Below are 21,282 nucleotides of genomic sequence, written 5' to 3' on the forward strand. Positions count from 1 at the left end.
CGATTGATCGCTTTCTAGCACGAAACTCCACCCGTTCGGGGCGTTATCGTGCGCTTCGTCATGGTGTGGCGGTTTCGTGAGTGCGGCTCCGGTCAGCGAGCGCGGGCCGAGACCTCGCGCAGCAGCCCCTCGATCCGGTCGACGCCGGCCCGCAGCGACATCTCCCGCAGGTACGCGTCCCGTCCCCGACGACCCATGTCCACCCGCGCGGGCGGCGGGATCGCGGAGGCGAGCCAGAACCGGTCCGCCAGTGCGGCCCAGTCTTCCGGCGGGCAGGACAGCCCGGCCCGCGCCCGTTCCACCAGCGCCACCGTGTCGCCGCCCGCCGACGCCACCACCGGCGCGGCGCAGGAGAGGGCGGCCTGCAGCTTGCCGGGCACCATGCCCCGCAGCTCCGGCAGGTCACGCAGCATGACGAGCTGGTAGTCGGCCGCCGCGTACAGCTCCGGCATGTCCAACGGGGACCGCCGGTCGACGAACCGCACGTTGTCCGCCCGGAGCTCGGCGGCGAGCCCCCGCACCCGCCGCTCCTCGGCTCCCGAGCCGACCAGGACCAGGTCCATCCGGCCGTCCAGCGCGGCCGCCGCGCGCACCGCGGTCTCCAGCCCCTGCCGTACGCCGATCGTGCCCGCGTGCATCACCACGCAGCGGCCGTCCCGCCGGATCAGCGTGCGGGCCGCCCGGCTGGGCTCGGTCGGGTGGAAGATCCGCTCGTCGGTCCAGTTCAGCACCACCCGGACCCGGTCCGGGTCGGCGCCCCCGGCCACGACCAGGTCCCGCATGGAGGGTGCGGTGACCGCGACGGCGCCCGCCTCCTGGTAGATCCGGCGCAGGGTGGCGTCCAGCCGGCCCGACCACCGGCGCGCCTCGCCCGCCCGGGACGGTTCCTCCTCGGGCCAGACGTCCTGCACGTGCAGCACGGTCGGCACCCGGCCGAGCAGCCGCAGCAGGCCCGCCGCGGCGAAGGTGACCGCCGGGAGCTGGAAGACGTAGAGGGCGTCGACGTCGCCGAGGTAGCGCCGGCCGGTCAGCGCCACGCTGCCGGCGAAGGAGAGCCAGCTCGCCATCCGCGCCCGCGCGGAGCCGTCACCGGCCGCGTACCGGGGCACCCGGCGGACGGTCAGCCGCTCGCTGCGCGTCTGGTGCCGCCAGCGCTGCCGCCAGCCCGGATAGACGTGCCCGCCGGGATAGTCGGGGAAGCCGGTGAGCACGCGTACCTCGTGGCCGCGGGCGGCCAGCTCCTCGGCCAGGCTGCCGGGGATGAAGGCGGGCTCGGGCGGGAAGTGGTAGGACAGGATGCCGATCTTCATGGCCGCGCTCCCGGCGAGGCTTCCCCACCCGCGGGTCCCGGCACCCCGTAGGATTCCGGCATCCCCTCCGCGTCCGGCCGTGACCGCCGGAACACCACCGTCGCGGCGCCGTTTCCCGCGACCGTGCCGACGAGAGGGGTGCAGATGGTCGACGGGGTGCTCTTCGTCTGCCACGCCAACATGTGCCGGTCCCCGATGGCGGAGTTCATCGCCCGCCGGCTGCTGCGCGACCTGCCGGTCACGGTGGCCAGCGCGGGCACCGACGCGCTCGACGGAGCGGCCATGCACCCGTACGCGGTCGAGGTGGCCGCCGGGACCGGCGCGGACCCGGCGGCGTTCCGCACCCGCCGGCTCCGCCCGGAGCACCTGACCCGGGCCGCCCTGGTGCTGACCGCGACCCGGCGGCAGCGCTCGGTCTGCACCGCGATGGCGCCGGCCGCGCTGCCCCGGACCTTCACGCTCCGCCAGTTCGCCCGGCTGGCCGCCGCCGCCACCGCCGAGGCGGCGGAGGCGACCGAGCCGGCCGCGCCGGGCGGCGCGGCCGCGGATTCCCCGCTGCGGGCCGCCGTGGTGGCGGCCGCCCGCGTCCGGGGGCGGCTGCAACCCACCGCCCCCGACGCGGACGACCTGCGCGACCCCATCGGCGGGCGGCCCGCCGACTTCCGGCGCTGCGCCGAGGAGATCGAGCGGTCGATCCGACCGGTGCTCGCGCTCATCGGGACAGCCGGGTGAGTTCCTGGGTGTGGTCGCCCACGGGCGCCTTCCCCCCGCGCCGGGCCACGCCGGCGCGGTCGGTCGGCACGGACGGCCCGGTGGTCGGCACGACCACCTTGTACGCCTCGTACTGGTAGGCGTCCGCCTTGGCCACCTTGGCCATGTTCAGCACGCAGCCGAGCAGGCGCACCGAGACCGAGTGCAGGGCGTGTGCCGCGGCGGCCACCTGGCTGCGCGAGGTCCGCCCCTGCTGGGTGATCAGGAGTGCGCCGTCGGCCTGCACGGCCACCACCACGCCGTCGGTGACCGCGAGCAGCGGCGCGGTGTCGATGACCACGATGTCCGCCGACTCGCGCAGCGCCACCAGCAGGTCCGCCATGGCCTTGGAGCCGAGCAGTTCGCTGGGGTTGGGCGGGGTGGCCCCGCTGGGCAGCACCAGCAGCGACTTGTCGCCCCACCGCTGCACCACGTCACCGACCTGGACGTCGCCGACCAGCACGTCGGTGAGCCCGACGCCGCCGTCGAGGCCGAGGTAGTCGGCGACCTTGGGGCGGCGCAGGTCGGCGTCGATGAGCAGCACCCGCCAGCCCGCCTCGGCCAGCGCGATGGCCGTGTTGCAGGCCATGGTGGTCTTTCCCTCGCCCTGCAACGCGCTGGTGACCGCGATGACCCGGGCCGGTTCGTGCACGTCGACGAAGCGCAGGTTGGTTCGGAGCTTGCGCACCGCCTCGGCGCGCGGCGAGTTGGCCGCCTCACCGACGATCAGCGGGGCCGCTTTCGCCCCGGACTCGAACGGGATCTCGCCCAGCAGCGGGCTGCCGGTGACCCGCTGGAGCGCGGCGGCGTCCCGCATCCGGACGTCGGCCAGCCCGCGCAGCACGGCCAGCCCCGCCCCGAGCAGCAGCCCCAGCAGGCCGCCGATGACCAGGTTGCGCACCGGCTGCGGCGAGACCGGGCTGGCGGTCACCCGGGGGCCGCTGACGACCTCCAGCTTGATCGGCGGCGCCTTGCCGTCAGGTGGGGTCTCCACCTTCTGCACCAGCTCGACGAACTTGGCCGAGAGCGTCTCGGTGGTCTTGAGCGCCCGGGTCTGGTCGGTGTCGGTGACGGTCGCCTTCAGCAGCACCGTGCCGGCCTCGGTGGAGGTGGTGATGCGGCGCTGGACCTGGTCGGCGGTGAGCCCGAGCGGGGCGTCGGCGACGACGCTCTGGGCGAGCCGGTCGCTGGTGAGCAGGTCACCGTAGGACTTCACCCGTTGCTGGAGGAAGAGGCTGCCCTGGTAGGCGTCGGTGACGCCCTGGCTCGGCGTGGTGACGAAGAAGGTGACCGAGGCCTCGTAACGGGGCGCCGTCCGGACCGTCACGAGAGCGGCGGCGCCGACGGCGATCATCACCGTGACCAGCACGATCCACCAGTGGCGCCGGACCAGGCGCAGGTAGCCGAGAACGTCCATCACGCTCCCCCTCGCGACACGCCGGTCTGCCGATGAAACTGCACGAAAGCCCCCTAAAAACCCCAGTACGCGTGCCACGATCAAACGCCTATACATCACGGTGAGTGACTCGACGAATATAAACGACCATAACCGCACAGACGGTCTAAATCGCCTCATTCCAGAGCCGCCGGTGGCGTCCTCTCCCTGTTAACGCCGGACCCCGACGGGTGGTGCGGCGGATTTCCCTCGATTCGCGGCCCGTTCGCCGGACCGGATAGGGTCGGAAGCGGTGTGCCGGGAAGTCTGGTCGGCGGTCACTCCGCCGACCCCTGCTCCCGGAACGGATACCGCATGACCGGCCGCACCCCGCCCCCACCACGCCTGCTGTCCCGCCGCTCCTGGCCCGAGGCCCGGTTCCTGGCCGACGTGCTGCGCACGGAGACCGTCGGCGGGGCACTGCTCCTGCTCGGTGCGCTGGTCGCGCTCGTCTGGGCCAACTCCCCCTGGCGCGCCGCGTACGCGGACCTGGGCGACCTGGTGCCGTGGCCGGGCGGCGCGGGGCTCCACCTGGACCTCAGCCTCGCCGCCTGGGCCTCGGACGGCCTGTTGGCGATCTTCTTCTTCGTGGCCGGTCTGGAGCTCAAGCGGGAGTTCACCGCCGGCGACCTGCGGGACCCGCGGCGCGCGGCGCTGCCGGTGGTGGCGGCACTGGGCGGCATGGTCGTGCCGGCGCTGGTCTACGTCACGGTGACGCTCAGCGCCGGCGGGTCCGGGCTGCGCGGCTGGGCGATCCCGACCGCCACCGACATCGCCTTCGCCCTCGCCGTGCTGGCCGTGGTCAGCTCACACCTGCCGCAGGGCCTGCGGGCCTTCCTGCTCACGCTCGCGGTGGTCGACGACCTCTTCGCGATCATCATCATCGCGGTCTTCTACACCACCGACCTCCACCCGCTGCCGCTGCTGGGCGCGGTGCTGCCGATCGCCGCGTTCGCCCTGCTGGTGCGGCGCCGGCCCACCTGGTGGTGGGCGTTGCTCCCGCTCGCGGTGGTCGCCTGGGCCCTGGTGCACGCCTCGGGTGTGCACGCCACGGTGGCCGGGGTGCTGCTCGGCTTCACGGTGCCGGTACGCCCCGCCGGTGGCAGGGGACCGGGGCCCGCGGAGCGGCTGGAGCACCGGTGGCGGCCGGTCTCGGCGGGCCTCGCGGTGCCGGTCTTCGCGTTCTTCGCCGCCGGGGTGTCCCTGGTCGACGTCGACCTGGCCGCCGTCCTCACCGACCCGGTGGTCCTCGGGGTGGCCGCCGGCCTGGTGCTCGGCAAGGCGGTCGGGGTGTTCGGCTCGACGTTCCTGCTGGCCCGGTTCACCCGGGCTGAGCTCGACGAGGAGATCACCTGGGCGGACCTGGCGGGGCTGGCCCTGCTGGCCGGCATCGGCTTCACCGTGTCGCTGCTCATCGGGGAGCTGGCGTTCGGGCCGGGCAGCCCCGAGGACGATCGGGTGAAGGCGGCCGTCCTGCTCGGCTCGCTGGTCGCCGCCGGGCTGGCCTCGATGGTGCTGCTCCGGCGCAACCGGGCCTACCGGCGGATCAGCGAGCGGGAGAGCCGGGACGCCGACGGCGACGGCGTCCCGGACGTCTACCAGGAGCGGCCGGCCTAGCCGGCGACCCGGAGGCCGTCGGCAGCGGCCGGCCCGGGTCGCGCCGGCCGCCATCCTGCGGCCGGCGCGCGGCGGTTCAGCGGCGTCGGTCGGCCGGGCGCTCCTCGCCGCGCTCCTCGGTCTCCTCCTCCAGCGCGTCGGCGACCGGCTCGGTGAGGTCGTCGCCCGGAACCGCGATCTCCTCGATCCGGTCCTGCTCGTCGGGGCGCCCGCCGGCCGGCGGCTCCGGAGCCGTGGTCTCCCCGGCGAAGCCGTACTCGTTGGGCTCGTCGTGCCTGCTCATGCCTGGGACCTCCCGGTCATCCGGTTTCCTCTCGTGGCTCACGCTAGGCGGTGGTCGTCACCCGCCGCGGCGTCGCCCGGATGTTCATACCCAGGGGACGCGGTCCTCGATCATCCGCGGCCGGTTCCGCCGCCACGGGTGCGGCGGAACCGGCCGGCGGGCTCACGTCAGCTCGGCGATCGCCTCGAAGACGAGCCAGAGGCCGGAGATGGCGAAGAGCACGGCCGCGCCGTACCGGATGGCCTTCTCCGGCAGGTGCCGGCCGAGCAGGCGGCCCACCAGGATCGCCAGGGCGTCGGCGGCGACCATGCCGAGGGTCGAGCCGAGCCACGTGCCGAACCAGCCGTACTTGGTGGCCAGGGTGATGGTGGCGAGCATGGTCTTGTCGCCCAGCTCGGCCAGGAAGAACGCCACGCCGACCGCCACGATGGCGTTGCGGCTGCTCTTCTCCGCCTTCCGCTTCTCCTCCTCGGTCAGCTTGTCGCCGCGCAGCGTCCACGCGCCGAAGCCGAGGAACGCCAGACCGGCGATGAGGGAGATCCAGCCGGTGGGCAGCGCCGCGTGGAGGCCGTAGCCGATGGCGACCGAGGCCAGGTGCACGACCGCGGTGGCGATGGTGATGCCGATGAGCACCGGCAACGGCCGGAAGCGGGTGGCGAACGTCAGGGCCATGAGCTGGGACTTGTCGCCCAGTTCGGCGACGAAGATGACGCCGAAGCTGACCACCAGCGCGACGAGGAAACCGTCCATGTGAACCTTCCCGATCAAGCCGGGAGGAGGTACGGGGGCGCCCTCGACCCGGCTGCGACAGCCTGAGTCGAAGGTCTCGCCCGCCCCGGCGGACCGGGGCCGCGTGGCCGGATGCGGAACGCATCAGTATGTCGACCACGACATTGGGGGCTACTCCCCTTCGCGCCGCCCAGCCTAGCCGATCACCGGCACCCGGGTCGCCGGGGGTGAACAGGCTCACCGGCGGCTCAGTCCGCCCGGGCCAGGCTGACCCCGAACAGGCCCTGCGGGTCGGTCCAGAACGCCTGCCGGGCGAACCCGGCCGCGGCCAGCTCCCGGGCGATCCCCTCGGGCCGGAACTTGGCCGAGACCTCGGTCCGCATCTCCTCGCCGGCGGCGAACCGGACGTCCAGGTCGAGCACGCGTACCCGCACCGGGCGCTCGGCCCGCAGCCGCATCTCGATCCACTCGTGCTCCGGATCCCACACCGCCACGTGCCGGAACGCCGCCGGGTCGAAGTCCGCCCCCAGCTCCCGGTTGATCACCCGGAGCACGTTGCGGTTGAACTCGGCGGTCACCCCGGCCGCGTCGTCGTAGGCGGGAACGAGCACCGCCGGGTCCTTCACCAGGTCGGTGCCGACCAGCAGCCAGTCGCCGGGCTCCAGCGCCGCGCGCATCGCGATGAGGAACTCGGCCCGCTCCACCGGCAGCAGGTTGCCGATGGTCCCGCCGAGGAACAGCACCAGCCGCCGGCCGCCGGTCGGCAGCCGATCGAGGTGCCGGGTGAAGTCGCCGACGATGCCGCGCACCCGCAGCCCCGGGTACGCGGAGGCGATCTGTTCGGTGGACCCGCGCAGCGCGCTGACCGAGACGTCCAGCGGCACGAAGCTGCCCAGGTCGCCGTGGCGGGTGAAGGCGTCCAGCAGCAGGCGGGTCTTCTCCGACGACCCGGAGCCCAGCTCGATGAGGGTCTTCGCACCGGTGAGCGCGGCGATCTCGCCGGCATGCGCGGCCAGCACCGCCCGCTCGGCCCGGGTCGGGTAGTACTCCGGCAGCCGGGTGATCTCCTCGAACAGCTCGCTGCCCCGGGCGTCGTAGAACCACTTCGGTGGCAGCCATTTCGGTGTCGCGGCCAGACCGACCCGGACGTCCTCCCGCAGGCCGCGGTCGAGGTCCTGCTCCTCCAGGTGGATCTCCAGTGGCTCCGCGCTCATCAGCAGTCCTTCCTGTTCCTACCGGTGTGGGAGAGAGGGATGTCAGGCGACCGTCAGCTCCCGGGTCTCCAGCCCGCCGGCGGTGGCCACCACCAGCCGGCCGTCCGGCACCGGCCGCCAGCCGGGGTCGTCGTCGGAGGGCTCCGAGGCCAGCAGCACCGAATCCGGGGTACGCCGCACCGACAGCGCGTGGCCGGCCACGCTGGCCGCCACCGTGGCGCCGTCGGTGAGCAGCAGGTTCAGCCGCGATCCCGGTGCCGCGGCGGAGACCGCCGCGACGGTCTCGGCCAGTGCGTCGCCGGGCGGGGCGCCGGCCCGCAGCCGGTGCCGGACCAGGGCCCAGAGCAGCGCCGAGTCGGTCGGCACCTCCAGGGTCACGAGGTCGCGGACCGGCAGCCCGGCGGCGAGCGGGACCAGGCTGTCCGGCCAGCCGCGGACCACCCCGTTGTGGCTGAACAGCCAGCGCCCCTCGGCGAACGGCGCGGCTGCCGTCTCGTGCAGCGGCATGCCGACCGTGGCGGAGCGGACGGCGGCCAGCACCGCGCCCGCGACCGTCACCCCGGCCAGGTCCGGCAGGGTGGTGTCGCTCCACATCGGCTGCGCCCGCCGGTAGCGGACCGGTTCGCCGTCGCCCGGGTACCAGCCGACCCCGAACCCGTCCGCGTTGATCGTGCCGCCGCCGCGCATGTCCCTCGGCGCCCAGGATTGCCGCAGCAGCCCGTGGGGCGGGTCGAAGAGCAGGCTGCGCAGGCTGACCGGCGGACCGATGTACGCCAGGTGGCGGCACATCAGGCGGCACCACCCGTCACGCGTGAACCTCCTCGGGACGGGCGTCGCGGGCGCAGCGGAAACCGCTGAAGATCTGCCGCCGGATCGGGTAGTCCCAGTTGCGGAAGGTGCCGCGGCAGGCCGACCGGTCGGTGCCGAACGAGCCGCCGCGCAGCACCCGGTAGTCATCGCCGAAGAAGACCTCCGAGTATTCCCGGTACGGCCACGCCACGAAGCCCGGGTGGCCCCGGAAGCTGGACGACGTCCACTCCCAGACGTCCCCGATGAGCTGGTGCACGCCGAGCGGGGAGGCGCCCTCCGGGTAGGCGCCCACGGGCGCCGGCCACAGGTGCCGCTGCCCCAGGTTGGCGTGCGCGTCCACCGGGTCCGCGTCGCCCCAGGGATAGCGGCGGGAGCGGCCGGTCGCCGGGTCCCAGCGGGCGGCCTTCTCCCACTCCGCCTCGGTGGGCAGCCGCTTGCCGGCCCAGGCCGCGTACGCCGCCGCCTCGTGGAAGCAGACGTGCACCACCGGCTCGTCGTCACGCACCGGCGACCAGCGCCCGAACCGGCGGTACGCCCAGCCGTCCCCGTCGCGCCGCCAGTGCATCGGGGCGTTCAGCCCGGCCTCGACCCGGTGCCGCCAGCCGGCCTCGCTCCACCAGCGCGGCTCGTCGTAGCCGCCGTCGGCCAGGAAGGCGCGGTACTGCCCGTTGGTGACCGGCGCCGCGTCGATGGCGTACGCGGGCAGGTCGACGGTGTGCGCGGGGCGTTCGTTGTCCAGCGCCCACGGATCGGTGGAGGTGCCCATGGTGAACGGCCCGGCCGGCACCAGCACCTCGCCACCGACCCGGACGCGCGGCTCGGGCGGCGGCGGGGCGTCCAGCACCGGGCCACCGGCGCGCAGCTGGTGGGTGGCGAGCATGGTCTCGTCGTGCTGCTGCTCGTGCTGGACGATCATGCCGAAGGCGAAGCCGTCCTCGACCAGCTTCCGGTCGGTGAACCGGATCCCGTCCAGCAGGTCGTGCACCTTGTCCCGGACGGTCCGCACGTACGCCCGCGCCTCGGCCGGCGGCAGCAGCGGCAGGGCCGGGCGGTCCTTGCGGGGCTGCTTGAACGCGTCGTACAGGTCGTCGATGTCGCGGCGCACCGGTTCGCGTCCGCCCACGTCGCGGACCAGCCACAGCTCCTCCTGGTTGCCGACGTGCGCCAGGTCCCAGACCAGCGGGGACATCAGCGTGGAGTGCTGCCGCACGAGGTCGTCGTCGTCCACCGCGTCGGTGAGCAGCGCGGTGCGGGTGCGGGCGCGCTCCAGTTCGGCGGCGATCCGGCTGCGCAACTGCTCGCCTTCGGCCGCCGGCCGCTCGGTCGTGGTCACCGGTGTCCCCTCTCCGCGGCGGCGCGGCGCCGCCGGATCGCTCGGCTCGTCTCGTCGTGGATCCCGGCTGGCAGGTCCAGCCGGGGCAGGGCCGTCAGGGCCAGGTCGAACAGGTCCGTCGCGGCGGTCGCCAGCGGACGGTCGGCCAGCCCGCGCCGGGCGGCCGCGGACCACCGGTCGGCGACCGGGCCGGCCACGGCCAGCGCGTCCCGGGTGACGTCCGGGTCGGCGAAGAGCGCGGCCAGCACCGCCAGCGGCACGGTCCACTCCCGGCCGGGCTGCGCGTCCAGGTAGCGGAGCTCCAGGTAGCCGCGCGGGCGGACCGGTGGGAAGAGCGTGCTGAGGTGGTATTCCAGGTCGTCGGTGGTCGGCGGGTGGGGCAGCGCCCCGGCCAGCCAGTCGGCGAACGTGACGCCCTCGGGTGGCGTCCAGTCCGGACCGTCGCCGCGCAGGCAGAGCAGGGGCGCGGCGAGCGCGTACGCGCTCCAGGCGGCCACCGGGTCCTGGTCGGCCCGTGCCGGGGACCAGACCGGGCGGACACGCGCCGGGTCGATGGCCAGCCAGGCGGCCATCCGGGTGGAGGCCCAGCCGGTGGACCGTCCGGCGTGCCGGTCCGCGGTGGCGAAGGCGGCGAGCAACGGCGGCCCGACGGCGTGTGCGGCCGCCCACCGCTCGGCCAGCCGGTCCGGCTCGCCCGCGTCCAGGCAGACCTGGAGACCGGCGGTGCTGTACATCATCGCCCGGCCGGCCGGCCCGTGCCGGTCGAAGACGCAGCGCATGGCCCGGTAGCGCGGGGTCTCCACGACGGGGCGCGGGCGACGCCAGGGGTCCATGCCGGTGCGGCCCAGGACGAGGCCGGCGGCGTCCAGGAGGGCCCGCAACTCGGCGATGTCGGCCTCGGTGGCCAGGACGAGCGCGGCGATCGACGGTCGCGGCGCGGAGGAGATCTCCACCTGCCCGCCCGGCTCCACGGTCACGGTGCCACCGCGCCGGAGCCCGGCGGCCGGGCTGGTGGGGTCGAGGGTGACGGGGCTGTGCCGTCCCAACGCCCGGCGCAGTCGCTCGCGGTCGACCGGGCGGGTCGGGTCCGCGGCGTCGTGCACCGTCCATTCCAGCTCGACGCCGGTCAGGGTGGGTGGTCCGGTCTTGAAGCAGATCCGGGCGAGGTGCCCGCGGGCCGCCGCCTCGTCTCCCAGGACGGTTGCCCGGTCCAGGTCCGGCGACATCACCACGAGACGGCTCCTCTCCCCGGGGGGGCGGGTGACCACGCTGTCGGCCGGCCGCCCTGCCGTGGCGGCCGGCGGCGGTCCCACCATCTTCTGTCTAGCAGACGGAATCCGCGCGCCCGAGGAGATGAATATTTGTCCGGAATCCGGTTGCGGGGCGGTCTGCGCCCGCTCAGCGGCCGGGGGCGGCGCTCGGCTTCGCGGAGCGCGCGGGCGACCCGGCCGGCGCCGTACGGCGTACCGCGGCCGACGACTTCACCTTCGGCTCCGGGGTCGACTTCGCCCTCGACTCCGAGGTCGGCCCGGCGGTCGGTCCGGACGTCGGCGTCGGCGGGCCCTTCGGTTTCGGGGACTTCTCCGGAACGAGCGTCAGGCAGTAGCCCTCCACCCGGTCGGCGCCACCGGCGGCGGCCACGAGGTCGGCGAACCCGGGGCTCTCCAGCGCCCTGGCCCGCTGCGCGTCGGACTTGGCCAGGTAGGCGCCGCACTGCCCCTCGAGCCTCCCGGCGCTCGCCGGCCCGCCGGACCTGCCGGGCGTCGGCGCGGTGGACGGAACGCCGCCGGAGGCTCCGCCGGGCGGGGTCAGGCCGGGGCCGGTCGGCGTGCCCGGGTCATTCGTGGCGCTGCTCGGGCCACCGGTGCCGTCGCCCGGCGTGGTCGGGGCCGGCGGCGGCGCCGGTTCGGGCCCCCGGTCGAGGCTCACCGTGGCGAACGCGACCCCGGCGGTGGCGGTGGCGGCGAGCCCGGCCAGCACCGCGCCGACCCGGAAGCGGTGCCGCGGCCGCGGTACGACGGCCGGGGCCGGGTGCGCCCGGGCGGCCCGGAACGCGGCGAGCGCCTGCTCCTCGCCGGACAGCTCCGCCGCGGTGCCCGGGGCGGCCGCCGCGGCGAGCAGGTGCGCGAGCGGATCGGCCGCCACCTCCGGGCGCGCCCCGGCACGGGCCGCGTCGAGGAGGCGCTCCGACTCCGCCCGGTCGGCGGGTCCGTCGGACCGGCCAGCACTCATCCCGTTTCCCCTCACGTCAACCGTCCGCCGGCTCGGCCTTGGGCGCCTGCCGGCCCCGCCCGGCACGGGGACGGGGCGGCGTCGCTCCCCCGGCCCGGTCGGCCGGCTGGTCCGCGTCGGCCCGCTCCAGCATCGCGGCCAGGCGCCGCAGCCCCCGGTGCGCGGCGGTACGCACCGCGCCCGCCCGCCGGCCGAGCACCCGCCCGGCGGTCTCCGCGTCGAGCCCGATCACGGCCCGCAGCAGCACGGCCTCCGCCTCGCGGGGCGGCAGGCTGGCGATCAGCGCCAGCGCGCTCTCGGTGCCGATGGTCTCGCCGGCCCGCTCGGCGGTGTCCGCGTCGCCGGCCAGCTCGCTGAGCGCCTGCACGGGCACCGGCAGTGCGGGTCGCCGCCGCTGCCGGCGCAGGTGGTCCATGGCCCGGTTGCGGGCGATGGTGACCGTCCAGGCGCGGAACTCGCCGCCGGTGAAGTGGGGCAGGTCGCGGGAGATCTGGAGCCAGGTCTCCGAGGCCACGTCCTCGGCGTCGGCGCCGACCAGGGCGGTGAGGTAGCGCAGCAGGCCGGGCTGCAGGCTGCGGTAGAGGAAGCGGAACGCCTCCTCGTCGCCGTCCTGCGCGGCGGTGACCGCCTCGCTCAGCTCACCGGTCATGGATCCGCCGTTCCCGCCGTGCCGTCGCCCCGGACCGGCGCCCGTCGGTGCCGGTGTGCCCGACGCCCGCCCGGTCGGACGACCGGACCTCCACCCGCACCATCAGTCCCCCGCTGACCTGATCGGCACCAGCACCGCGGGTGCGGGCGCGCGTATGGAACCGCCGTGAGAGGACGGCCGTCGGCGGACATACCGTACCGGCGTCACGGGGCGGGCGGGAGTGGGGCCGACGCCTAGGAGCGGACGGCGCGTTCGACAAGGTCCCGCGCGCCGGAGAAAGAGTGAAAATTGTCTACAGCCGGGCTCGGCGCGTCGGCGTAACAAATCTTGCCTCGTATGCGCCCCGCGACCGGTTAACCGGGACGAAACACCTACCCAGAGCCGGACAGATGAACCTCCGGACACATTTTCCTGCCCGATCGTACGCGATTCGTCACGGTAAGCCGATCGGCGCGGGGGCGGCTGACCGTTCGGCCCAGGCGCGTCGGGCCACCCGCCAGCCGCGACGGGAGAGATCGCGGGAAATACTCCGCGGCCCGACTGGGTACGGTATTGACGTGTTGACTTCCGACGTCGTACTCAGCGGTCGGTACCGCCTGGATGACCGTGTCGCCACCGGCGGCATGGGCGACGTCTGGCGTGCCACGGACCTGGTGCTCGGCCGTCCGGTCGCGGTGAAGGTCCTGCTGCCCGCACTGGTCTCCGACCCCGACTTCATCGCCCGCTTCCGCGCCGAGGCGCGGATCATGGCGTCGCTGCGCCACCCGGGCGTGGTCCAGGTCTTCGACTGCGGCGAGGACGAGCTGCCCGACGGCAGCCGGGCCGACTACCTGGTCATGGAGTTCGTGGCGGGCGAGCCGCTCTCCCGCCGGATCGAGGCGGCCGGGCAGCTCGAGGTCGGCGAGACGATGTCGATCGTGGCACAGGTGGCCCAGGCCCTGCACGCGGCGCACACCCGCGGCATCGTCCACCGGGACGTGAAGCCCAGCAACCTGCTCGTGCAGGACGACGGCACCGTGGTGCTGGTGGACTTCGGGGTGGCCCGGTCGACCAACGTCACCAGCATCACCAGCACGAACGCGGTGCCCGGCACCGCCCTCTACATGGCCCCCGAGCAGGCCGCCGGCCGGCCGGTCTCCGGCGCCACCGACATCTACGCGCTCGGCGCCGTGGCCTACTGCTGCCTCACCGGCAGCCCGCCGTTCACCGGGGACAACCCGCTGCAGGTGGCGGTCCGGCACCTCGACGACGAGCCGCCGGAGCTGCCGGTGGAGATCCCGCAGCCGGTCCGGGACCTGGTGGCCCGTGCCCTGGCCAAGGACCCCGCGGACCGCTTCCCCACCGCCGCCGCCATGGCCGACGCGGCCCGCGCGGCCGCCTCCGAGTCGCCCACCGCGCTGGTGCCGGTGGCGCTGCGCGCCGCGACCGGGTCCAGCCGCACCCGTGACGACCTGCCCGCCGCCGCGCAGGGGGCCCTCGTGGCACCGGCCCGCCGTCGGGGTCGCCGGGGCACGCTGGTCGGCGCGGCGGCCGCGGTGCTGGTGGCGCTGACCGCGCTGGGCGCCGCCCTGGGCGCGGCGAAGAACGCCGAGGCGCCGGCCACCCACATCGACACGACGGCACCGGCGGTTGCCCCGAGCAACTCCGTCGCGGACGCCGCGGTCACCGAGGCGCCGCCGACGGACGCGGGCGGCCACAGCTACCGCCCGCAGGGCCCCACCGGGCGGCCGTCGGCCTCGGCGTCGGCGACGCCGAGCCCCTCGGCGAGCGGATCCACCGAGCCGACCCCGTCGAGCGTCCCGTCGACCCAGCCGACCCCGCCGAGCACGGGTCCGACCACCAGCTCGCCGCCGGCGGAGACCACCGCGCCGACCGAGACCACGACGACCACGACCGCTCCCGCCGGTGGCGGCGAGGGCGGGGCCGACGGCGGCGGCGTCCAGCCGGCGTCGGCCCGCTGACCCGCGGGCCCACCCACCCGTCTGGCCGCCGACCCGCCCGCATCCGTGCCCGGGCGGCCGTCGACCCGCCGCACCCATGCCCGGTCGGGCCGGCCCCGCGGCTGTCGCGGGACCGGCCCGACGCGTCTCGGGCGTCCGGCGCTCACTCCGCCCCGAGGGCCGCCACCACCGGCCGGGACAGCGCCCGCCGGGCCGGCAGGACCGAGGCGGCCAGCGCGGCGACCACCGCCACCGCGACGATCAGGCCGAGCCGTTCCCACGGCAGCACCAGGGTGAAGTCCCCGCCGATCCGGGCCAGCACGGCCATCCCGCCGGCCGCCACCCCGGTGCCCAGCGCGATGCCGAGCAGCGTGCCGACCAGCGCCGTGAGCACCGCCTCGACGGCGAGCACGGCCCGCATCCCGCCCCGGGTGAGGCCGACGGCGCGCAGCACCCCGTTCTCCCGGGTGCGCTCGACCACCGAGAGGGTGAGCGTGTTCGCCACGCCGACCAGGGCGATGATCACGGCCAGGCCGAGCAGCGCCGTGACGAGTCCGAGCACCAGGTCCACGGTTCCGGTGAGCATCTTCTTGTAGGCCGCCTGGTCCAGCAGGTTGACCGTCGGATACCGGGTGAGCACCGACTCGACGGCGGCCCGGGCGGCGTCGGTGGAGACCCCGTCTGCGGGGTCCACCTCGGCGAGATATCCGCGCTCGGCCGGGAAGAGGCGGGCGAAGTCGGCGTCGGCGACGTCCACCACGTGCCCGGCCGGCACCGGGCTGCCCGCCAGGGTGGGGTTGTCGTCGGCCACCACGGCGGCAACCCGGAACGACCGGCCGGCGAGCGGGACCGTGCTGCCCACCGACCACCCGCGGGCGGCGGCCAGCTCGCGGTGCACCAGCACCGTGCCCGGACCCAGGGCGGCCGGGTCACCGGCGTCCACGGCGGACAGCGTCCGGCGGACCAGCGCCGGGTGAGCGGCGCGCACCTCGATCCCGTCCACCACGCGGCTGCGCTGCTCGTGCACCACGCCCAGCTCCGGCCGGGCGGCCAGCTCGCCGGCCAGCGGCGCCGGCAGGTCCCCGCCGATCCCGGTGACCAGGAAGTCCACCCCGATCTCGGCGTCCACGGCGCGCTCGATGCCGACCTTCGCGCTGCCCGCGCCGACCACGAACGCGGACACCAGGCCGATGCCGATCACCATGGCGGTGGCGGTGGACGCCGCCCGGCGCGGGTTGCGCACGGCGTTCGCCACGGCCAGCCCGGCCGGGACGCCGAGCAGGCGGCGGGCCGGCAGGCCGAGCACCCGGATCAGGGCGGGCACCAGCACCGGGCCGAACAGCACGATGCCCAGGAAGGCCAGCACACCGCCCGCGGCGACCAGCGGCACCTGGCCGACGACCCCGGCACCGACGAGCGAGGCGACGCCTGCGGCGAGGACCAGCGCGCCGGCCGCGAGCCGGACCCGGCCGGCCCGGCGGGCGGGCTGCACGGCCGCGTCGGTCAGCGCGGCCACCGGCGCGACCCGGGTGCCCTGCCAGGACGGCACGGCGGCGGCGACCACGGTCAGCAGCGTGCCGAGGCCGAGCGAGAGCAGCACCGTCCGGGCCGTGACGGTGACGGTGCCGGCGACCGGCGCGTCCAGGGCCGACAGCAGCGCGCCCAGGCCGGCGGCGATTCCCACCCCGGCCAGCACCCCGGCCGCCGAGGCGAGCAGCCCGGTCAGCGCCGCCTCGCCGAGGGTGGCCCGGTAGACCTGCCCCCGCGTGGCGCCGACCAGCCGCAGCAGCGCGGTGCGGCGGGACCGCTGGGCCAGCACGATGGCGAAGGTGTTGGCGATCACGAAGCCGGCGACCACCACCGCCACCGCGGCGAAGGTGCCCAGGAACAGCTCGAACTGCCGCCGGTCGCGGACCGCGTCCGCCACCGCCTCGTCGAGGATCGCCGCGCGGTCCCGGACCGCGATCTTCGGCCCGACCGCCGCGCGGACCCGGTCGGCGAGCGCCGCCCGGTCGACGTCGGGCCGCGCGGCCACCATGATCCGGTCGTAGCCGCGCTGTCCGCTGACCGCGAGGGCGTCGGGGCCGGCCAGGCCGATGAAGGGTCCGCCGACGTCGCGCGAGCTGCCGGCCACGTCGACGGCGCCGACCAGGGTGTACGGGCGGGCCGGCCCGCCGTTCCCGCCGACCCGTACCGGGCCGCCGAGGGTGAAGTGCTGGTCGGCCACGGTCTCCTCGTCGAGCACCAGCTCGCCGGTCCGCTGCGGCAGCCGGCCGGCGACCAGGTCGTACGACTGGAGGGCCGCGTCGGTGGGGATCGCGGCGAGCACGGCGTAACCGAGCACGGGCCGCCCGTCGGCGCCCACCACCCCGGCGGTGCCGGTCAGCTCCCCCTCGGCGGCCGCCACCCCGTCGACCGTGCGCACCCGGTCGACCAGGGCGGGCGGCAGCGGCGCGGTGCCCGCGTACGCGGCCAGGTCGGTGTGCCGGTCGAAGGCGCCGGCCCGCTCGTACGCCCCGGCGCGCATGCCGTCGGTGAACATGAGGGTGCCCGCCACGAAGGCGACGCCGAGGACGATGGCCAGCGAGGAGAGCAGCAGGCGCAGCCCGTCGGCGCGGACCTGGCGCAGGGTCAGGCGCAGCATCCCGGTCACCGCCCCACCAGCGGCGCGGCGGCCTCGAGGCGGGTGAGCGCGTCGAGGACCTGACCGGCGGTCGGGGCGTGCAGCTCATCGACCAGCCGCCCGTCGGCGAGGAAGACCACCCGGTCGGCGTGGGCGGCGGCCTTCGGGTCGTGGGTCACCATGACCACGGTCTGGCCGAGCGTGTCGACCGCCTCGCGCAGCAGCCGCAGCACCTCCGCGCCGGAGCGGGAGTCCAGGTTGCCGGTGGGCTCGTCCGCGAAGATCACCCAGGGCCGGGTGATCAGGGCCCGGGCCACGGCGACCCGCTGCTGCTGGCCCCCGGACAGTTCGGCGGGCCGGTGCCGGAGGCGGTCGGTGAGGCCCACGGCGGCGACCACCCGGCCCAGCCACCCGGGGTCGGGCCGCCGGCCGGCGATGGCCAGCGGCAGCACGATGTTCTCCTCGGCGGTGAGGGTGGGCAGCAGGTTGAACTTCTGGAAGACGAAGCCGATCCGGTCGCGGCGCAGCCGGGTCAGCCGGCGGTCGTCCAGGCGTGCCAGGTCGGCGTCGCCGATGCGGACGCTGCCCGCCGACGGCCGGTCCAGACCGGCGAGGCAGTGCAGCAGGGTGGACTTGCCGGAGCCGGATGGGCCCATCACGGCGGTGAACCGGGCGGCGGCCAGGTCGAGGTCGACGCCGTCGAGGGCGACGACCCGGGACAGCCCCGAGCCGTACTCCTTGCGCAGCTCACGAGCGGTGACGGCGACGCCTGTGGTGGCGGTTGCGGACAACGTGGTGCTCCTGTCGGACAGGGTCATCTGACTCATCCGACGCTATGCGCGGCACCCCGTGGATGATCTCCACCTGCGCGCTCGACCTCGGTACGCCGGTGGTCGCCCCCGACCGGGTCGACCCGTACGACTCAGGTCGTACACCGGGTCAGCCGCCCGGGGTGACCAGCCCGCTCTCGTAGGCGAGCACCACGGCCTGGACCCGGTCGCGGAGCTGGAGCTTGGCCAGGATCCGGCCCACGTGGGTCTTCACCGTCGCTTCGGCGACGTGCACCCGGGCGGCGATCTCGGCGTTGGAGAGCCCCTGCGCGACGAGCAGCAGCACCTCCCGTTCCCGCTCGGTGAGCTGGGCCAGCCGCGGGTCCTCGGTGGGCGCCGGCCCGAGCTGCCCGGCGAACCGGTCGAGCAGCCGCCGGGTGATCGACGGAGCCACCACCGAGTCGCCCTCGGCGACCACCCGGATCGCGGCGAGCAGGTCCTCGGGCGGGACGTTCTTGAGCAGGAAGCCGCTGGCACCGGCGCGCAGCGCGGCGAACGCGTCGGCCTCGGTGTCGAAGGTGGTGAGCACCAGCACCCGGGGGCGGTTCCCGGCCGGCCGGGCGCAGATCCGCTTCGTCGCCTCCACGCCGTCCATGGTCGGCATCCGCAGGTCCATCACCACCACGTCGGCCTCGACCCGGTCCAGCACCCGCAGCGCGTCCGCGCCGTCGATCGCCTCGCCGACCACGGCGAGGTCGGGCTGGGAGTCGAGCACCATCCGGAACCCGGCGCGCACCAGCGCCTGGTCGTCGACGATCACCACCCGCACGGTCATGCCGCCGCCTTCCCTTCCTCGCTGCCCGACGCCGACGGTAGCGGCAGCCGCGCCTCGACCCGCCAGCCACCGCCCAGCGTGGGGCCGGCGGCGAGGCTGCCGTCGTACACGCCGACCCGCTCGCGCATGCCCACCAGGCCGTGCCCCCCGGACGGCGCCGGCCGGACCACCGGACGGCCGCGCCCGTCGTCGACCGCCCGGACCACGACGGTGTCCGCGGACCAGTCGAGGCGCAGCTCGACCGCCGCGCCCACGCCGGCGTGCTTGAGCGCGTTGGTCAGGCTCTCCTGCACCACCCGGTAGACGGTCAGCTCCAGGCCGGGCGGCAGGGCTACCGGCGTGCCGGTGGTGGTGTCGGTGATCCGCAGGCCGGCGGCGCGGAAGCGGTCCAGCAGCTCGGGCAGCTCGACCAGCGCCGGCCGGCGGTGCACGGGCTCGGCGGACAGGCCGCCGTCGGGCTCGCCCGCCGCGGCCGGCGCGTCCGCCGGCTCCGGCCGGCTCGGCTCCCGGAGTACGCCGACCAGGCGCCGCATCTCCTCCAGCGCCTGCCGGCCGGTGTCCGCCACCACCTTGGCCGCCTCCCGCGCGGTGGCCGGATCGCGGTCGATGGTGAACCGCACCCCGTCGGCCTGCACGATCATGACGGCCATGCTGTGCGCCACGACGTCGTGCAGCTCGCGGGCGATCCGGGTACGTTCCTCGGCGACGGCCGCCCGGGCCTCGGCCTCCCGCTCCCGTTCCAGGGTGGTGGCCCGCTCCTCGAGGCTGACCACGTAGAGCCGACGGGTGCGCACGTTCAGCCCGACGAGCCAGACCGCGCCGGTGACCAGGCCGTAGTAGAGCGCGCCGGCCCACCAGGGCGCCTGCGCGGGCATCTGGGCGGCGGCGAGCGCCACGCCGATCGCGGCGACGATCCCGGCCAGGATGCCGTCGCGCAGCCGGTCGGCGTACTTGACCACGCTGTAGAGCGCGATGAGCACGCCGATGTCGTAGGCCAGCGGGCCCCAGCCGACGACCACCTGGAGCAGCGCGAGCACCGCCACGCCGGCGGCCACCGCCGACGGGTGGATCCGCCGGAACAGCAGGACCGCCGCCATCACCACGCCGACGGCGGAGGCCGCCACGCCGCCGGGCTGGGCGAAGATCCCCAGGACGGCGAAGAGGGCCACCAGGCCCGACACGGCGGCGTCGAACGCGACGCTGCGCAGCGGGCGGCCGAAGACGATGCGATCCACGGTCACCCAGCGTACGGGCTGGTGCCCACGTCGATGTTCACCCAGTCACGCCCGATCGGCGCCGAGGACACCGACGGACTCCCGCGGCCACCGGGGAGAGACGGGAAAGGGCGTCTCAGTTACCGGAGAACTGCCACAGCAACTGCCCGGCGAGTTGATTCCGGTTCTCGAAGTAGCCGCCGGTGACGAACTTGGTGCCCGACTCGGTCCAGTCGAAGTTGCACTTGGCCCAGGTGCCGTATCCGAAGGGGTTGCGACAGAGCCGGGTGATGATGTTTCCGTCTCCGCCGGCGATCTCCCCGATCGCCGCGTGCCCGTCGGCCTGGCCGTCCCGGACGTAGACGTAGTCACCGTCGTACCTGACGCAGACCTGCGTGTAGTTGCCCGTGCCGTTCGCCGTCATGCACTGGCCCTCCACCAGTCCGGCCTCGACACCGTTGCGGCAACTGACATAGGGAGACGCGCAGACGTTGGCGAAGTCGTCCCCCTGGGCCATGGCCGGCGCCGGCGCGGCGAACACCACGGCCACCGCGGTCACGAGAGCGAGAACCGCGCTGGCCGCGCGCCGAGCAGGCGCGAGTCCCGTCAGGACCGTCGTCAGGTTTCTCAAGAACGGCATCCTCTCTGGATCTTGGTCGGAGGTGGCGGCCATCGTCACATCGCGCAGTCGCCAGTGTCAATTGGACTGATCGATGCGCGGGTCGCCACGGTCGCGAGGCGGCACCGGTGCGATCTTGGGGACTTACCGTTCGCGGCGAACGACAACTCGCCAAGATTCACCGGCCCGCGACCGGGCGAAGCGCGCCGTCGCGGGAGCCGGCGGCTCAGGCGGCGATCAGCTCGCGGAGGCGGGCGATCTCGGCGGACTGCTCGACGGCGACGGCGTTGGCGAACTCCTGGAGGGTCTGGTCCGCGCCGACCTTGAGCAGATCGGTGGACATGATGACCGCGCCCTCATGGTGCGCCGTCATCATCCGCACGAAGAGCCGGTCGAACTCCGCGCCCCGCGCCGCGGCGAGTTGCCGCATCGCCTCCGCGGACTGCATCCCGCGCATCGAGCCGTGGTCGTGCCCGGGGACCTCGGCGGGCAGGTCGCGCTCGCCCAGCCAGCCGCGCAGCACCCCGATCTCGGGCCCCTGGGCGGCGCGGATCCGGTCGGCGACGGCGCGCACCCGGGGGTCGGCGGCCCGGTCGGGGGCGAGGGTCGCCATCTCCACCGCCTGCTGGTGGTGCGGGATCATCATCCGGACATACCAGACGTCGAGGCCGTTGTAGCGCGGTGGTGCGGCGTCCCGGACCTCCTGGGCGGGACGGGTGGCCGCCGGTTCCCCCGGCCGGCCGGGCACGACGACCGGCGGCGCGTCGACCGGTGACGCGGTGACGGACGGGCTGGCCGAGGCGACCGCCGGGCGGCCCTCCCCCCGCCCGGCCAGCGCCACGGCGCCGACGACCAGGAGCACCACCAGCACTGTGACGGCGAGCCACACACGTCCCTGCCGGCCGGTCATACGGCACTC

General features: G+C 75.3%; 19 protein-coding genes. 3 read left to right on the top strand and 16 right to left on the bottom strand.

What is annotated here, in order from left to right; translation table 11 throughout:
• Positions 1-92 precede the first annotated feature (92 nt).
• Positions 93-1,310, bottom strand: coding sequence for a glycosyltransferase family 4 protein (locus ABZW14_RS09795; RefSeq protein ID WP_355342658.1), 1,218 nt, complete (start codon positions 1,308-1,310; stop codon positions 93-95).
• Between the two features lie 144 nt (positions 1,311-1,454).
• On the opposite strand from ABZW14_RS09795, the gene ABZW14_RS09800 reads away from it, so the two are divergent.
• Positions 1,455-2,042: a low molecular weight phosphatase family protein gene (locus tag ABZW14_RS09800; RefSeq protein WP_355342661.1), complete on the top strand. Its 588-nt coding sequence runs from the start codon at positions 1,455-1,457 to the stop codon at positions 2,040-2,042.
• On the opposite strand, the gene ABZW14_RS09805 is transcribed toward ABZW14_RS09800, so the two are convergent.
• A complete protein-coding gene (locus ABZW14_RS09805; protein ID WP_355342664.1) occupies positions 2,023-3,477 on the bottom strand; it encodes a polysaccharide biosynthesis tyrosine autokinase in 1,455 nt (484 codons plus the stop codon). The two genes, ABZW14_RS09800 and ABZW14_RS09805, sit on opposite strands and share 20 nt — an antisense overlap.
• A gap of 333 nt (positions 3,478-3,810) precedes the next feature.
• Here ABZW14_RS09805 and nhaA point away from each other — a divergent pair, with 333 nt between their 5' ends.
• Positions 3,811-5,112 (top strand): Na+/H+ antiporter NhaA, encoded by a 1,302-nt coding sequence (gene nhaA, locus ABZW14_RS09810; protein WP_355342667.1) that lies wholly within the window; start codon positions 3,811-3,813, stop codon positions 5,110-5,112.
• Positions 5,113-5,188: 76 nt separating this feature from the next.
• On the opposite strand, the gene ABZW14_RS09815 is transcribed toward nhaA, so the two are convergent.
• From ABZW14_RS09815 to ABZW14_RS09850, 8 genes are all read right to left on the bottom strand, one after another.
• Positions 5,189-5,395, bottom strand: coding sequence for a hypothetical protein (locus tag ABZW14_RS09815; RefSeq protein WP_355342670.1), 207 nt, complete (start codon positions 5,393-5,395; stop codon positions 5,189-5,191).
• A gap of 162 nt (positions 5,396-5,557) precedes the next feature.
• Positions 5,558-6,145 (bottom strand): TMEM165/GDT1 family protein, encoded by a 588-nt coding sequence (locus tag ABZW14_RS09820; protein ID WP_355342673.1) that lies wholly within the window; start codon positions 6,143-6,145, stop codon positions 5,558-5,560.
• Positions 6,146-6,372: 227 nt separating this feature from the next.
• Positions 6,373-7,338, bottom strand: a complete 966-nt coding sequence (egtD, locus tag ABZW14_RS09825; RefSeq protein WP_355342675.1) for an L-histidine N(alpha)-methyltransferase — start codon at positions 7,336-7,338, stop codon at positions 6,373-6,375.
• 42 nt (positions 7,339-7,380) lie between these two features.
• Complete coding sequence (gene egtC / locus ABZW14_RS09830) at positions 7,381-8,127, bottom strand: ergothioneine biosynthesis protein EgtC (protein ID WP_355342678.1); 747 nt, start codon at positions 8,125-8,127, stop codon at positions 7,381-7,383.
• 16 nt (positions 8,128-8,143) lie between these two features.
• Positions 8,144-9,481, bottom strand: coding sequence for an ergothioneine biosynthesis protein EgtB (egtB, locus tag ABZW14_RS09835; RefSeq protein WP_355342681.1), 1,338 nt, complete (start codon positions 9,479-9,481; stop codon positions 8,144-8,146).
• Positions 9,478-10,713, bottom strand: a complete 1,236-nt coding sequence (egtA, locus tag ABZW14_RS09840) for an ergothioneine biosynthesis glutamate--cysteine ligase EgtA (protein WP_355342684.1) — start codon at positions 10,711-10,713, stop codon at positions 9,478-9,480. The genes egtB and egtA overlap by 4 nt, the downstream gene beginning before the upstream one ends.
• 166 nt (positions 10,714-10,879) lie before the next feature.
• A complete protein-coding gene (locus ABZW14_RS09845; RefSeq protein WP_355342687.1) occupies positions 10,880-11,713 on the bottom strand; it encodes a hypothetical protein in 834 nt (277 codons plus the stop codon).
• 16 nt (positions 11,714-11,729) lie between these two features.
• Positions 11,730-12,362 carry an RNA polymerase sigma factor gene (locus tag ABZW14_RS09850; protein WP_355342690.1) on the bottom strand — a complete coding sequence of 211 codons (633 nt, stop codon included), beginning with the start codon at positions 12,360-12,362 and terminating at the stop codon, positions 11,730-11,732.
• A 557-nt stretch (positions 12,363-12,919) separates the two neighbouring features.
• On the opposite strand from ABZW14_RS09850, the gene ABZW14_RS09855 reads away from it, so the two are divergent.
• Positions 12,920-14,323: a serine/threonine-protein kinase gene (locus tag ABZW14_RS09855; RefSeq protein ID WP_355342693.1), complete on the top strand. Its 1,404-nt coding sequence runs from the start codon at positions 12,920-12,922 to the stop codon at positions 14,321-14,323.
• 142 nt (positions 14,324-14,465) lie between these two features.
• Here ABZW14_RS09855 and ABZW14_RS09860 read toward each other — a convergent pair whose 3' ends face one another.
• From ABZW14_RS09860 to ABZW14_RS09885, 6 genes are all read right to left on the bottom strand, one after another.
• Positions 14,466-16,946, bottom strand: a complete 2,481-nt coding sequence (locus ABZW14_RS09860) for an FtsX-like permease family protein (protein WP_355342696.1) — start codon at positions 16,944-16,946, stop codon at positions 14,466-14,468.
• 5 nt (positions 16,947-16,951) lie between these two features.
• A complete protein-coding gene (locus ABZW14_RS09865; protein ID WP_355342699.1) occupies positions 16,952-17,716 on the bottom strand; it encodes an ABC transporter ATP-binding protein in 765 nt (254 codons plus the stop codon).
• A 148-nt stretch (positions 17,717-17,864) separates the two neighbouring features.
• The gene (locus ABZW14_RS09870) at positions 17,865-18,530 is read right to left on the bottom strand and encodes a response regulator transcription factor (RefSeq protein ID WP_355342702.1); all 666 of its coding nucleotides are present in this window, start codon (positions 18,528-18,530) and stop codon (positions 17,865-17,867) included.
• A complete protein-coding gene (locus tag ABZW14_RS09875; RefSeq protein WP_355342705.1) occupies positions 18,527-19,771 on the bottom strand; it encodes a histidine kinase in 1,245 nt (414 codons plus the stop codon). Before ABZW14_RS09875 ends, ABZW14_RS09870 begins: the two co-directional genes overlap by 4 nt.
• Before the next feature lie 109 nt (positions 19,772-19,880).
• Positions 19,881-20,417: a hypothetical protein gene (locus ABZW14_RS09880; protein WP_355342708.1), complete on the bottom strand. Its 537-nt coding sequence runs from the start codon at positions 20,415-20,417 to the stop codon at positions 19,881-19,883.
• Positions 20,418-20,589: 172 nt separating this feature from the next.
• On the bottom strand, positions 20,590-21,273 hold the full coding sequence (locus ABZW14_RS09885; RefSeq protein WP_355342711.1) for a DUF305 domain-containing protein: 684 nt from the start codon (positions 21,271-21,273) through the stop codon (positions 20,590-20,592).
• Between the last annotated feature and the right edge of the window lie 9 nt (positions 21,274-21,282).

The organism is Micromonospora sp. NPDC004551 (assembly GCF_040609975.1).
Taxonomy (GTDB): domain Bacteria; phylum Actinomycetota; class Actinomycetes; order Mycobacteriales; family Micromonosporaceae; genus Micromonospora.

What these genes read in the sequence shown, in the direction of transcription:
- ABZW14_RS09845 (WP_355342687.1), bottom strand. Translation starts at nt 11,713, where the DNA reads ATGAGTGCTGGCCGGTCCGACGGACCCGCCGACCGGGCGGAGTCGGAG.
- ABZW14_RS09795 (WP_355342658.1), bottom strand. Translation starts at nt 1,310, where the DNA reads ATGAAGATCGGCATCCTGTCCTACCACTTCCCGCCCGAGCCCGCCTTC.
- ABZW14_RS09805 (WP_355342664.1), bottom strand. Translation starts at nt 3,477, where the DNA reads ATGGACGTTCTCGGCTACCTGCGCCTGGTCCGGCGCCACTGGTGGATC.
- ABZW14_RS09870 (WP_355342702.1), bottom strand. Translation starts at nt 18,530, where the DNA reads ATGACCGTGCGGGTGGTGATCGTCGACGACCAGGCGCTGGTGCGCGCC.
- ABZW14_RS09800 (WP_355342661.1), top strand. Translation starts at nt 1,455, where the DNA reads ATGGTCGACGGGGTGCTCTTCGTCTGCCACGCCAACATGTGCCGGTCC.
- ABZW14_RS09885 (WP_355342711.1), bottom strand. Translation starts at nt 21,273, where the DNA reads ATGACCGGCCGGCAGGGACGTGTGTGGCTCGCCGTCACAGTGCTGGTG.
- ABZW14_RS09820 (WP_355342673.1), bottom strand. Translation starts at nt 6,145, where the DNA reads ATGGACGGTTTCCTCGTCGCGCTGGTGGTCAGCTTCGGCGTCATCTTC.
- nhaA (WP_355342667.1), top strand. Translation starts at nt 3,811, where the DNA reads ATGACCGGCCGCACCCCGCCCCCACCACGCCTGCTGTCCCGCCGCTCC.
- ABZW14_RS09860 (WP_355342696.1), bottom strand. Translation starts at nt 16,946, where the DNA reads ATGCTGCGCCTGACCCTGCGCCAGGTCCGCGCCGACGGGCTGCGCCTG.
- egtD (WP_355342675.1), bottom strand. Translation starts at nt 7,338, where the DNA reads ATGAGCGCGGAGCCACTGGAGATCCACCTGGAGGAGCAGGACCTCGAC.
- egtC (WP_355342678.1), bottom strand. Translation starts at nt 8,127, where the DNA reads ATGTGCCGCCACCTGGCGTACATCGGTCCGCCGGTCAGCCTGCGCAGC.
- ABZW14_RS09880 (WP_355342708.1), bottom strand. Translation starts at nt 20,417, where the DNA reads ATGGCCGCCACCTCCGACCAAGATCCAGAGAGGATGCCGTTCTTGAGA.
- ABZW14_RS09815 (WP_355342670.1), bottom strand. Translation starts at nt 5,395, where the DNA reads ATGAGCAGGCACGACGAGCCCAACGAGTACGGCTTCGCCGGGGAGACC.
- ABZW14_RS09850 (WP_355342690.1), bottom strand. Translation starts at nt 12,362, where the DNA reads ATGACCGGTGAGCTGAGCGAGGCGGTCACCGCCGCGCAGGACGGCGAC.